Source organism: Peptostreptococcus russellii (assembly GCF_003012055.1).
Classification (GTDB): Bacteria; Bacillota; Clostridia; order Peptostreptococcales; family Peptostreptococcaceae; genus Peptostreptococcus; species Peptostreptococcus russellii.
The window spans coordinates 392,189-405,392 of sequence record NZ_JYGE01000003.1 but is presented as its reverse complement, the minus strand read 5'-3'; the positions used below and the strand labels follow the sequence as shown (position 1 = coordinate 405,392).

The following is a 13,204-nucleotide window of genomic DNA, read 5'->3' as shown; positions in this document are numbered from 1 at the left end:
AAAAACTCGGGAACTGCTTCAAATATCGTATTTAAGGTATTTCCACCGACAACCTCTCTCTATAAAACCGTCATATCATACTACTTTCCTTCAAAGTTATTGTTGTATTAATAATAAGTTTATAATAATAAATTTCTTATATCATATATGATACATCACTTTGTCAAATTAATCAATATATTAATATATATTATAGAATATTATTCTATAATTCCTCCACCGACAAGTTTATTTCCCTTATAAAACACAACACTCTGTCCTTTTGTTATTGCTCTTTGTGAATCAACAAACTCAACCTTCACTCTATTTTCACCTATTTTAGTGATAGTCGCTTCTGATGGCTTTGATGAATATCTAATCTTAGCTTCTACTTTTAAAGGTTCTGTCAACTCTTCAAAATTAAGCTCTAAAAAGTTTACATCACTTGCAATAAGCTCTGTTTTAAATAGCTCATCATTACTTCCTAGGACAATTGTATTGTTACTTCCATTGATATCTATTACATAAGTTGGTTTTCCAAAAGTAATTCCTAGACCCTTTCTTTGACCTATTGTGTAGTTGATTACTCCCTTATGATCGCCAAGCATATTTCCTTGTGAATCAACAAATTTACCCTTTTTAGAGTCTCTATTTGAATATTCATTTAAAAACTCTTCGTAGTTGCCATCTGGAATAAAGCAAATATCTTGGCTATCAGGCTTATTATATACTTCTAATCCTAGCTTTTTTGCTATTTCCCTTACTTCGCTTTTATCATATTCTCCTACAGGGAAAAGAATTTTTGCTAATTTTTCTTGATTTAAATTATACATCATATATGACTGATCTTTTTTATCTGTAACAGCCTTTATTAATTCATACATTTTTGTTTCTTCATTATATTTAATACGAGAATAGTGCCCAGTAGCTATATACTCACAATTTAATTCCCTTGCTTTGTCAAACATTATATCAAATTTTATATGCTTATTACAAAACACACATGGATTTGGTGTTATTCCTTCATAGTATCCATCTATAAAGTGTTTTACTACTGTATTTTTAAACTTGTCCTCAAAATCCAATACATGATGTTCAATGCCTAACTTATCAGCCATTTTACGCGCATCTTCTATTGCCAAATTTCCATTTATACTTTTTGGTGTCCACAGTTTCATTGTAGCACCAACTACTTCATATCCCTGTTCTTTTAATAAGTATGCAGCAACAGATGAATCTACTCCACCGCTCATACCTAATAGTACTCTCTTCTTTTCCAATTGCAACTTCTCCTTTTTATAAATTTATCTCAATTATAATACATATTTTAATGTATAGTAGTTTTTTTATATACTTAATTTGAAGTATTATATAATATTTTTGGCTATAACAATCGAATGATATAAAAAAAAGAGCCAGAGGCTCTTTTTTTAATCGATAAAATATATTTGTGTACAAATGTCGAACTTAGAGTCATTCTGTGATGATTTTTTAAAAGTTATTTAACTTTTTTCATATCTCTAATAATATCATCATCTCTATATTTGAAATTTGATTTATAATCATCTATCATATCTTGTAATGAGATAGATTGTGTAACCTTTTCTATACTTTCTTTAATCTTTGCCCAAACATATCTTGTTGAACAAGAATCAAAGTTTTCACATGCATCCTTATCAAGTAGACACTCTGTAAAAGCCATGTCTCCTTCAAGAACCCTCAATATATCTGCTACTGTTATTTCATTTAAATCCTTAGAAATGTAGTATCCTCCTTGAGCGCCTCTTACACTCTTTACAAGACCTGCCTTTTTAAGTAATGAAAATATCTGTTCAAGATATTGATCAGATATACCTTGTTCCTTAGCTATATGCTTTAAAGATATAGGCTCACCATTAGAGCTTAAAGCTAGCTCAAACATTGCCTTTAGTCCATATTTTCCTTTAGTAGAAAGCTTCAACTATATCACCCCTCCTAAAATCAATTCCTAGTAAAAGACTATGAATTAACTATAGCTTTATATTATTATATCCTACTAGAAATGTCAAGATTAAATTGAAACTTTTTAAAGTTTTTTTCTAAAAAAATAAATAACTTTTTAAAAATGAATTAATCTAAGACTTATCCGATTTAATATGACTAATTTCTATATCCAAATCATCTTGTTTTTGAAAAGAAAAATAAAAAAGACTATTATTTTTGTTTAATAAGAGTCTTTTTTACATATAATTAAGTGAAAAATATTTAAATTACTATCATAAATCTTCTATCTGTCCCTGAGCTAATATATTTTATATTTGATATCTATGGAAAGTACTATCTCAAAGGATAAATACTATTTGAATTTTAATAATCCTTCTTAATTTAAAATTCTCTCTTCTATATAATAGATAGTCAACTATCTATTACTCATTATTACATCGACTTCATCTTCATTTAATCCAACCATTGCTTCACCTAGGTTCTCACTTACTTTGGCTAAAACTTCTGGATTATTATAATTTTCTACAGCCTTTACTATAGCTTTTGCCCTTTCTTCTGGATTTCCTGATTTAAATATTCCACTTCCTACAAACACTCCATCTGCCCCCAATTGAACCATCAGTGCAGCATCTGCTGGTGTGGCAACGCCTCCAGCAGAAAAATTTGCTACTGGTAATTTATTATTTTCATGTACATATTTTATTAAATCATAAGAAACTCTATATTCTTTTGCTATATCAAATAACTCATCTTCTCTAAGAGAAGAGACATATCTTATTTCATTTTGAATAGTTCTCATATGTTTCACAGCTTGAACTACATCTCCGGTACCAGCTTCTCCCTTTGTTCTAATCATAGTTGCACCCTCTTGTATTCTTCTTAATGCTTCACCCAAATCTCTCGCTCCACATACAAAAGATGTATCAAATTTTGTTTTATCAATATGGTAAACATTGTCAGCTGGAGATAAAACCTCTGATTCATCTATAAAATCTACATTAATAGATTCAAGAATCTGTGCTTCTACAAAATGTCCAATTCTTACCTTGGCCATAACTGGAATATCTACTGCTTTTATTATTTCTTTTATCATTTTAGGATCGCTCATCCTAGAAACTCCACCAGCAGCTCTAATATCAGCAGGTATTCTTTCAAGGGCCATTACTGCTACTGCACCTGCTTCTTCTGCAATTTTTGCCTGATCTGGAGTAGTTACATCCATAATTACCCCACCTAAAAACTTATCTGTATTCATACTAAACCTCCTAAATTCTTTTTCTACAATCTAGTATATAGGGATTTTGATACTCTTGGTAGGCTCAATTTAATATTATTTTATGGGACCAAAATTATTTTTTCATCTCAAATATATATCTAAAATGTTATAATACCAGTATAAGTATAAGTATAAGTATAAGTATTTAGGAGGATAATAATGCTTCAATTGAAGAAGGGTTTACTATATTTACAGATATATAATTATTATAAAGAGGAAATAATAAATGGAACTTTCCCCGCAAATTATAGACTTCCAAGCAAAAGAAGTCTTGCAGATGAATATAAAGTTTCAATAAATACTGTTGAAAATGCATATTCAAAACTCTTAGAAGAAGGTTTTATATATTCAAAAGAAAGAAGCGGCTACTACGTTTCAGATGTTGGAGAACTCTATGTTCTAAATAATAAGCCTACAATTGTTGAGAAAAAAATAGAAACTACTAAGTATGATTTTTCTTATAGTGGTGTTTCTAAGGAGGGCTTTCCCTATAAAGTTTTCAAGAAAATAAGCAATAATATAATTTTAGATATAGACCTTTTGTCCAAAATTGACTATCAAGGCTATCTTCCACTTAGAGTTCAAATTTCTAAATACCTAGAAAAATCAAGAGGTTTTTCAGTTGACCCAAAAAGAATAGTTATATCTAGCGGCTCGGAGTATCTTTTTCAAATTATATTTAAATTAGTTGGTGGTAAATACGCCATAGAAGACCCTGGCTATCAAATGCTTCATAATATTATGGATGCAAATAATATAGCTTATGAGTATGTAGCTGTTGATGAATACGGGCTAAGAGTTGATGATTTAGATAAAATAGATGCTAATATATGTGCTATTACGCCTGCTCATCAATTTCCAACAGGAGTAATTATGAGCATGAAAAGAAGAATTGATCTTTTGAATAAAAAAAGTATTGATTATATTATAGAAGATGACTATGATAGTGAATTTAAATACTCTAATCGCCCTGTGGCTGCTCTTAAGTCAATTGACTATAATGACAAGGTTATATATATGGGTTCATTCTCAAAGTCGATTTCTCCAGCATTTAGACTTAGTTATATGGTTCTTCCAAGTAAGCTTTTAAATAAATATCATGAACTCTATAATTGCTTTGTATGCCCTGTTCCTATTATTGTTCAGAAAATACTTACTGAATTTATTGAAAGTGGAGAATTTGAAAAGCATTTAAATAGAATGAGAAAAATATATTCAAAAAAAAGACAAGTTATTGTTGAATCTTTAAAGTGTAGAAAAGATATAAAAATAACTGGTGCAGATGCAGGACTTCATGTTGTACTAGAATATCCCGATAGTTATAGAGAAGACTATATTATAGAATCTGCAAGTAAAAAGGGTCTTAAACTATACGGCCTTGAGTTTTATGGTTCAAAAAGAAGCCACCCATCTATTTTATTGGGATTTGCAACACTAAGCCTTGATGAGTTAAAAAAATCAATGGATATTTTAAAAGATATATAAAATAAAACTTAAGGTGGTGATTATTATGAACAAAATAAGAAAAATAATGAATTCAAAAGATCTTACAATAGATATTTTAGCTGCAGCTTTAAATATCAGTGATTATGACTTAGAGCTTGCCATAGACTCTGATGAGCTAGACATTTATTTAGATGGTATGCAGATAGAAGAATTAATACGTGTATTAGATGTTGATAGTGACGAAATATACTAGGCTAGGGGTTATAACCCCTAGCCTAGTTTTGCCTAAATTTAAAATTATCTTATACATTTAAAATCAAATTTATTATTCTAAAAATATCAAAATACTATTGGACTTTAATATTTTAAATACTATTGGACTTTAATATTTTAAAATTTTATAAAACTAGATAGACTTTACACTTTTCTAAGTAATATCTAGTTCCATAAAAAATCCTTATTTTTATTTGGCTTAATAATTTTAAATACATATGCTGTTTATATGTAAATTTAACGATTTTAAAATATTTAATATTATTCTTTAAAATAGATATTTATTTTATTTCTTTAATGCTTCTAAATACTTCTTTATATTTATCTCAAATTTATTATCTTGTGGTTCATAATATTTTTTATGGCTGATATTTTTAGGAAGATACTCTTGTTCTACATAATGATTAGGAAAATCATGAGGATAAATATATCCTACACCCTTCCCCATCTTTGAGGCCCCTGAATAATGGGAATCCTTTAGATATTCTGGTATATCATCCTGAACTGTACTTTCTATATCCTCCATGGCTCTATTTATAGCCATATAAGAAGAATTTGATTTTGGAGATGTAGCAAGAATTAAACAAGCCTGTGATAGCACTATTCTTGCCTCTGGAAGCCCTAATTGCATTGCAGAATCAACGCAAGCCTTTACTATTGTTATAGCATTCGGATATGCCATTCCTATGTCCTCTGAGGCTATTACAAGAAGTCTTCTACATATACTTATCAAATCTCCTCCTTTTAACAATCTTGCCAAATAGTAAATTGCTGCATCTGGATCACTTCCTCTAATAGACTTTTGAAATGCACTTAGCAAATTATAGTGTATATCTCCGTCTGTATCAAAATTATATGAAGTTGCAATACTTAGCTTTTCTATTGTACTTGTATCGATTTTAAGATTTCCATCTCTGTCAAGACTTGCCTCATTAATTGCTAGCTCTAAAATATTAATTGCAGATCTCATATCACCAGAAGATGCATTCGCTATAGTATCCACTGCTTGCTCGTCTATTATTACTTTAGCCATATTATCTGAATTATATCTAGCTAATAACTTTTTTAAACCGTCATTTATATCTTTTTTATCAATCATCTTAAATTCCATTACAATACTTCTACTAAGAATTGCCTTATAAATATAGTGATATGGATTTTCAGTAGTACTAGCAATTAAAGTTATTTCTCCACTTTCTATAAACTCTAGTATTGATTGTTGTTGTCTTTTATTAAAACTTTGAATTTCATCTATATATAATAATATTCCATTGCTTGTTCCAAAGCTTCCTATTTCTTTAATTATTCTCTTTATATCATCTAAAGATGAATTTGTTGCATTTATTTTAAAAAATTTTTTATCAGACGTTTTGGATATTATTTCTGCAACTGTAGTTTTTCCCACCCCTGGTGGTCCATAAAATATCATATTAGGAAAATAATTTTTTTCAATCATGTTGTTAATAACTTTATTTTCTCCAATAATATGACTTTGTCCTACAACATCATCTATTATTATAGGTCTATATTTATCAGCTAATGGCATACTTATCCCTCCAAAAAATAAGGACTGCATATTATGCAGTCCAAAATTATATATTTTAATTAAATTTATTTACTTTTATCTAATTCTTCTAATAATTTATCGTTAAGAATTTTAATATGAGTTCCCTTCATACCAAGAGATCTAGATTCTATAACTCCTGCACTTTCAAACTTTCTTAATGCATTTACTATTACTGAACGAGTGATTCCAACCTTATCAGCAATCTTACTTGCAACTAATAAGCCTTCTGTTCCATCTAATTCCTTAAATATATGTTCAATTGCTTCTAATTCTGAGAAAGATAAAGTTCCTATTGCCATCTGTACAACAGCCTTTTTTCTCATCTCTTCTTCTAACTCTTCACTAATTGCTCTTAATATTTCAAGGCCAATTACTGTAGCTGAATATTCAGCTACTACAATATCTTCATCAGTATAAGGTCTGTCATATCTAGATAATATTAATGTTCCAAGTCTTTCACCGCTTCCCCATATTGGAACCACAGTTGTGTACTTTTCCAATCTATCTTGTTCAAAAGGAAACATCTTTAAAGTATCTTCTTCAGATATATTTTCCTTTGTTTCATTTATTGTAAGTAAACTTTCTGTATACTTTTCAGGAAACATTGATAGATTCTTTTCTTCATCAAGAACTACCGAGCTATCTTCTGGATTAGATAAGTAGTATCCTAAGACCTTTCCTCTAACTCTTACTACATATACATTCGATTCTAATACATCACCTAAAACACTTGTTAGCTGATCAAAAGATACCGCTGTTCCTGCTGTCGTCTGAAGAGTCTTGTTTATTCTTCTAGTATTGGTTAATAATTTGTTTGTCATAATTTTCCTCCTAATTTATCCTGCTTGATTATTCCTTGTTTATTATTTATTCTTCTTTGAATTTAAAGTAAAATTTTTGAATATTTTCAATATACACATCTTTCAATCAATATGCTACAATACAAAGATTATCATACTTTTAAAAAAAGTTCAATATATTTTTTCAATTTTCGTAATTTTAAAATAAAATACCTATACTCCCTATATACCCAATTTATATCAAAGAAAATACTTTTTTGGCTTTTTTATAAAAACTTATTTTTAAAAGCCTTAAAAAAAACGGGTAGGCATCTCCCCGTTTTATTTTTTATTTGTTGGACATTCATTGTTAGAACAAATTAACTTGCTCTCCTTCTTTGTAACCTTTTCAATCATGTAAGAGCCACACTCTTTACAGAAATCACCCGTTGGCTTTTTCCACTCTATAAAGTCACAATCCGGATAGTTGCTACAACCATAAAAATGCCTTCCTTTTTTTGTCTTTCTAACTATTACATCTCCGTCCTTGCATTTAGGACATTTTACCCCTATTTTTTCTATAATAGGCTTTGTATTTTTACATTCAGGATAATTTTTGCATGCCATAAATTTACCAAAACGACCATGTTTTATAACCATATTGGCACCGCAATCCTCACAGATTTCATCTGTTTCTACATCCATATTAATTTTTTCTATCTTTTCAACAGCTTCCTTAATTGAAGATTCCAAAGGTTTATATGCCTCTGATACTACACTCTTCCACTCTAATTCGCCCTCAGCAACTTCATCCAGTCTATCCTCTAACTTTGCTGTAAAATCAACATCTGTCAGCATTTCAAAGTTTTCTTCTAAAATTTCAGTTACTATTATTCCTAACTCTGTAGGCTTTATAGATGCACCTTCTTTTTCAACATATTCTCTATTTAAGATGGTAGCAATTGTAGGAGCATAAGTTGAAGGTCTACCTATACCTAGCTCTTCTAATGTTTTAACCAAGCTTGCTTCAGTGTATCTAGCAGGCGGTTGTGTAAAGTGCTGTAATGGGTTAACTTCTTTTATAGGCAATTTATCACCAACTTCAATTTTTGGTAATATTTTATCTTCCCTATTTGTGAAATTATATACTTTTGTATAACCATCAAATATTTGTTGAGAACCTGTAGCCGTAAATGTATACTCTTTAACTTTTGATTCTATAGTAAGAGTTTCATATATAGCATCTGACATTTGACTCGCAACAAATCTTCTCCAAATAAGATTGTATAGTTTATACTGATCTTTTGAAAGCGATTCTTTTATCTTATCAGGAGTTCTCAATACAGATGTTGGTCTAATTGCCTCATGAGCATCTTGAGAATTCTTATTTGACTTTGTTTTTTTCTTTTTTCCCTTAAACAAATACTGATCTCCATATGAGTCAGTGATATATTCGTCTACTGATAACTTTGCTTCATCAGATATTCTCTGAGAATCTGTTCTTATATACGATATAAGACCAATTGTTCCTTCTCCAGATACATCAACACCTTCATAAAGTTCTTGAGCAACTTTCATTGTTTTCTTAGTGGTAAAAGCTAATTTATTTACAGCTTCCTGTTGTAAGACCGATGTCGTAAATGGCTTTACAGCACTTCTTTTTCTAGTCTTTGTATCTATTTTAACTATATCTAGACTTTCATCTTTTAACTTCTCTATAATTTCATCTACCTGATTTTCATTAGATAGATCCATTTTTTTACCATCTTTTCCATAAAAAGAAAAATCAATTCTTTCTTTTTCTTTTTCAGATACAATATCTATGCTCCAGTATTCAACTGGTATAAATTTTTCTATCTCTTTTTCTCTATCACAGATTATTTTAGTTGTTACAGACTGGACTCTACCAGCACTCAAACCTCTTCTAATCTTTTGCCATAAAATTGGGCTGATTTGATACCCCAGCAATCTATCAAGAACTCTTCTTGCTTGCTGGGCATCCACTAAATCTCTATTTATTTTTCTAGGATTTTTAATCGATTTTTTAATAGTATCCTTAGTTATTTCATTGAACTCTATTCTACATTCTGAGTCTACATCTATACCTAGTATATGAGTAAGATGCCAAGAAATTGCTTCTCCCTCTCTGTCGGGGTCAGTCGCAAGATATATTTTTTTGGCTTTTTTTGCTTCTTTTTTTAAGTCTTTTATTATGTCGCCCTTACCTCGAATATTTATATACTCTGGTTCAAAATTATTTTCTATATCAACAGCCAACCTACTTTTAGGTAAATCTCTTATATGACCTACTGAAGCCTTTACAACATAATGACTTTTTCCAAGAAATTTCTCTATTGTTTTCGCTTTTGCAGGAGACTCAACTATTACTAATGCCTTTGGCACAGGCAACACCTCCAGTTATCTTAATATATTAGGTGCATACTTATTGAAGCCCTCCTCTACTATGAGATTTTTCATGAGAAGTTTGTTCACTATATAAATCAACTCTGTAATTTCATATCCAGTGATAACAGATAGATCATCTATATTAAGCACACCTTTTGATATTAATATTTTAATAATAAATAATTCTTCTTTAGAAATATTCTCTCCATCAATATCGTCAAACCCTATATTAACACAACTACTACTAATTTTTCCACTATTTTTACAAATTTTTTTATTATTATTTTTATTTGCTAGATTTTTATTATCTAAATAGTCATAATAATCTTCCAAAATATCACTTGCATTTTCCACTGCTTTTGCACCTTCATTTATTATATTATTACAACCTTGGCTTGTAGATGAAAATATACTTCCTGGAACTGCATAAGCATTTCTACCTTGTTGTAAGGCACAATCCATAGTAATCAGGGCACCACTTTTCTTTTCTGCCTCAACTACAAGTACCCCCTTCGATAATCCACTTATAATTCTATTTCTCATAGCAAAAAATGATGGTTCTGTATGAGCTCCTATAAAATATTCTGATAAAATTAATCCTTTATTATTTATTATATCTTTTTTTAATCCTATTGAGCTTTTGGGGTAGGCTTTTTCTATAGATGTTCCCATAACAGCAATTGTAAGACCTCCTGAATCCAGACAACTTCTATGGGCTAGTGAGTCAATTCCTTTAGCCATACCGCTCACTATTATCACACCTGCATTGGATAAGTCTGCAACTATTTTTTTACTTGCATTTTTTCCATAATCACTTGCCTTTCTAGATCCAACTACAGCTATTATAATTTTTTCATTTATCAGATCTATATTTCCTAAATAATATAGTATATAAGGAGGATCATATATATTTTTTAAAGACTCCGGGTAATTATCATCATCTATAGTTATATATCCCATATTATTTCTTCTTAATTCCAATTTCATTTCCTCTATCAATGACTTTGAGTAAGGATATTTTTTAAATCGATCCAAAACATATTTATCTAGCTTATCACTTTTTATTATATCTTTATATATACCTTCATCAAAATTTTTAATTTCATTTCCTATTGAATTTCTAACTCTATTCATCACGCTAGCAGACATATGCATTACAGCATTTGCCCAAATATAAAAATCTTCATACATAACTTTACTCCTTTGAATAAAAATATTTATAATAGGCTCTTCTATATGAAAAAGCCTCCATTATATCTTTTTCCTTTATTTCCTTTCTATTATCAAGGTCGGCTATTGTTCTAGATATCTTAAGCAATCTTATATAACTTCTGTTGCTTAATTTATATTTATCATAAATATACTTAGAAGTCTCTTCAGCTTCATCAGATAGATTACAATAGATAAAAACATCCTTTGGGCTCATCTGAGAATTATTATAAATATCTTTTTCTTTGAATCTAAGCTCCTGAATATCTTTTGCAAGCTCAACATGTTTTTTAATTTCTTTAGAACTTAGTCTTTTATCTTTGTCCTCATTGAATTCATTAAAGTTAATTTCACTTACTTCGCAAAATATATCTATTCTATCTAAAATTGGTCCAGACAACTTAGCTCTATATCTATCAATATCAGATGCCCTACATACACAAGTTTTCTCGCTATTAAAATATCCACAAGGACAGGGATTCATCGTTGCCAACATAATAAAATTTGCCGGATATGTAACGCTTCTATTTAATCTCGATATATTGACTTGCCCATCTTCTATTGGCTGCCTAAGGCTATCTATCAACTTTCGCCCAAATTCAGGTAACTCATCTAAAAATAATATTCCATTATGAGCAAGAGTTACTTCTCCTAGACTTGCATTTACACCCCCTCCTATTATAGATGTCAGCGTTGAACTATGATGTGGACTTCTAAAAGGCCTTTTCTTTATCAGTCCATTGCCGTCATAAAGTTTTCCAACTGTACTATATATTCTTGTAATATCCAATGATTCATCTTTACTTGGAGTCGGCAATATATTTTTCATAGCCTTGGCAATCATAGTTTTACCTGTTCCAGGAGGTCCTATCATCAAAAAATTATGTCCTCCTGCTACAGAAATTTCTGCACACCTCTTGGCAATTTTATTTCCCTTTATAAAATAAAAGTCATCTTCTAATAAATCCTTTTCTTCCTCCTCACCTTGCTTGTTAATCCCAGATTTTTCAACTATCTTTTCTATTCTTTCTTTTATATATAATTCTCTACTAACTTTATCCATTTTTAGTATATTTATACAATCTCTTACAGACTTTACTGGTATTATATTTATGTTGCTCAACTCACTGCACTCCATATAGTTATCATAAGGAATGAATAAATTTTTCAACTCCATTTGTGAAAAAGAAATTGCTATAGAAATAATTCCTTTCATTGATTTTATTTGTCCATCAAGAGAAAGTTCTCCTAAGAAAGCTGTTTCATTAAAAAAGTCTTCCTCTTCATTAATTTTTTCTTTTAAAATCCCCATACATATAGCCAAGTCAAGATATGATCCATCTTTTCTCATATCTGCAGGAGATAAATTAACAACTATTCTACTCAAAGGAAATTTATATCCACTGTTTGATATTGCTGAACGAACTCTTTCTTTCGATTCTTTTACTTGAGTGCCAGCCAAGCCAACCACATTAAAGTAAGGAAGTCCTTTTGAAATATCTACTTCAACTTCAATTAAATAACCTTGCACACCATTTAATATACCTGATTTTATTTTATTAATGATAATAATCACCCCTTTACCTTTTCAAAACCTTTTTAACATTTTGATTTAAAATCATTTGTATGTTATGATATTAGTATTGAAATATATATAATTCATACATAAAACACTTTGAAAACTCATTCTAAAAACTTTCTTTTTTAACTTTATATTATTTTTTTATACTCTTATATATTAATATTTTTATGTAACTTATTATTCCTTGAATTTTTTTACTAAAATTTTATAAGGTTTTTATACACTAAAAAATGCATTTCTGATATGTCTTATTTTTCTTTCATAAAAAAATACTTCAAATACATCAAACCTTATATTTACATCCCTAAGCCCTTGTTTGAATATATACTCTTTTGCAGTATTTATTATTTTCAATCTTTTCTTGTAATCAACTGACTCCAAGGGTCTGCCATATTTAGCATTTCTTCTTGTTTTTACTTCTCCAAATACTAAATATCCCGACTCTTCAAATATTATATCGATCTCACCCCTTCTAGTTCTGAAGTTCCTTTCAAGTATATTGCAACTTATTTTGTCCAAATAACACTCCACAGCATCTTCACCCAACATCCCTATCTCATAGTCATTCATAAATACCTCCACATTATTATTTAATCCATTAATACCTTATAGGCATTTTATTTTTAAATTGTACTTTATTTTTAAAATTTCTTGAATTAATATATTTAAACTCAATTTATGATTAATCTCTCTATATAAAACTT

11 protein-coding genes and 1 other annotated feature (1 of these 12 only partly in view) are annotated in these 13,204 nt (G+C 29.5%); of the genes, 2 read left to right on the top strand and 9 right to left on the bottom strand.

Annotation, left to right across the window (positions count from 1 at the left end):
• Nucleotides 1-103: a binding site (T-box leader), on the bottom strand; it reaches 104 nt to the left of the window's first position.
• 97 nt (nt 104-200) lie between these two features.
• From mnmA to pdxS, 3 genes are all read right to left on the bottom strand, one after another.
• The gene (mnmA, locus tag UF10_RS03790) at nt 201-1,259 is read right to left on the bottom strand and encodes a tRNA 2-thiouridine(34) synthase MnmA (RefSeq protein WP_106776487.1); all 1,059 of its coding nucleotides are present in this window, start codon (nt 1,257-1,259) and stop codon (nt 201-203) included.
• 218 nt (nt 1,260-1,477) lie between these two features.
• The gene (locus tag UF10_RS03785; RefSeq protein WP_106776486.1) at nt 1,478-1,939 is read right to left on the bottom strand and encodes an RrF2 family transcriptional regulator; all 462 of its coding nucleotides are present in this window, start codon (nt 1,937-1,939) and stop codon (nt 1,478-1,480) included.
• A 438-nt stretch (nt 1,940-2,377) separates the two neighbouring features.
• Nucleotides 2,378-3,217: a pyridoxal 5'-phosphate synthase lyase subunit PdxS gene (pdxS, locus tag UF10_RS03780; protein WP_106776485.1), complete on the bottom strand. Its 840-nt coding sequence runs from the start codon at nt 3,215-3,217 to the stop codon at nt 2,378-2,380.
• 180 nt (nt 3,218-3,397) lie between these two features.
• Here pdxS and pdxR point away from each other — a divergent pair, with 180 nt between their 5' ends.
• Nucleotides 3,398-4,723 (top strand): MocR-like pyridoxine biosynthesis transcription factor PdxR, encoded by a 1,326-nt coding sequence (gene pdxR, locus UF10_RS03775; protein WP_106776484.1) that lies wholly within the window; start codon nt 3,398-3,400, stop codon nt 4,721-4,723.
• A gap of 25 nt (nt 4,724-4,748) precedes the next feature.
• Nucleotides 4,749-4,937 (top strand): hypothetical protein, encoded by a 189-nt coding sequence (locus tag UF10_RS03770; protein ID WP_106776483.1) that lies wholly within the window; start codon nt 4,749-4,751, stop codon nt 4,935-4,937.
• Nucleotides 4,938-5,243: 306 nt separating this feature from the next.
• Here the strand turns inward: UF10_RS03770 and UF10_RS03765 are convergent, their stop codons facing one another.
• From UF10_RS03765 to UF10_RS03740, 6 genes are all read right to left on the bottom strand, one after another.
• Nucleotides 5,244-6,503, bottom strand: a complete 1,260-nt coding sequence (locus tag UF10_RS03765) for a replication-associated recombination protein A (protein WP_106776482.1) — start codon at nt 6,501-6,503, stop codon at nt 5,244-5,246.
• A gap of 65 nt (nt 6,504-6,568) precedes the next feature.
• Entirely contained in the window at nt 6,569-7,345 is a 777-nt protein-coding gene (gene codY, locus UF10_RS03760; protein ID WP_106776481.1) for a GTP-sensing pleiotropic transcriptional regulator CodY, read from the bottom strand.
• Nucleotides 7,346-7,645: 300 nt separating this feature from the next.
• Nucleotides 7,646-9,706 (bottom strand): type I DNA topoisomerase, encoded by a 2,061-nt coding sequence (gene topA, locus UF10_RS03755; protein WP_106776480.1) that lies wholly within the window; start codon nt 9,704-9,706, stop codon nt 7,646-7,648.
• A 15-nt stretch (nt 9,707-9,721) separates the two neighbouring features.
• On the bottom strand, nt 9,722-10,900 hold the full coding sequence (dprA, locus tag UF10_RS03750) for a DNA-processing protein DprA (RefSeq protein WP_106776479.1): 1,179 nt from the start codon (nt 10,898-10,900) through the stop codon (nt 9,722-9,724).
• Between the two features lie 4 nt (nt 10,901-10,904).
• Nucleotides 10,905-12,494, bottom strand: a complete 1,590-nt coding sequence (locus UF10_RS03745; RefSeq protein WP_330403917.1) for a YifB family Mg chelatase-like AAA ATPase — start codon at nt 12,492-12,494, stop codon at nt 10,905-10,907.
• A 222-nt stretch (nt 12,495-12,716) separates the two neighbouring features.
• On the bottom strand, nt 12,717-13,070 hold the full coding sequence (locus UF10_RS03740; RefSeq protein ID WP_106776478.1) for a YraN family protein: 354 nt from the start codon (nt 13,068-13,070) through the stop codon (nt 12,717-12,719).
• Nucleotides 13,071-13,204: the final 134 nt, after the last annotated feature.

Coding starts and splice junctions, on each gene's coding strand:
- UF10_RS03770 (WP_106776483.1), top strand. CDS start 4,749: ATGAACAAAATAAGAAAAATAATGAATTCAAAAGATCTTACAATAGAT.
- UF10_RS03765 (WP_106776482.1), bottom strand. CDS start 6,503: ATGCCATTAGCTGATAAATATAGACCTATAATAATAGATGATGTTGTA.
- pdxS (WP_106776485.1), bottom strand. CDS start 3,217: ATGAATACAGATAAGTTTTTAGGTGGGGTAATTATGGATGTAACTACT.
- codY (WP_106776481.1), bottom strand. CDS start 7,345: ATGACAAACAAATTATTAACCAATACTAGAAGAATAAACAAGACTCTT.
- pdxR (WP_106776484.1), top strand. CDS start 3,398: ATGCTTCAATTGAAGAAGGGTTTACTATATTTACAGATATATAATTAT.
- dprA (WP_106776479.1), bottom strand. CDS start 10,900: ATGTATGAAGATTTTTATATTTGGGCAAATGCTGTAATGCATATGTCT.
- UF10_RS03740 (WP_106776478.1), bottom strand. CDS start 13,070: ATGAATGACTATGAGATAGGGATGTTGGGTGAAGATGCTGTGGAGTGT.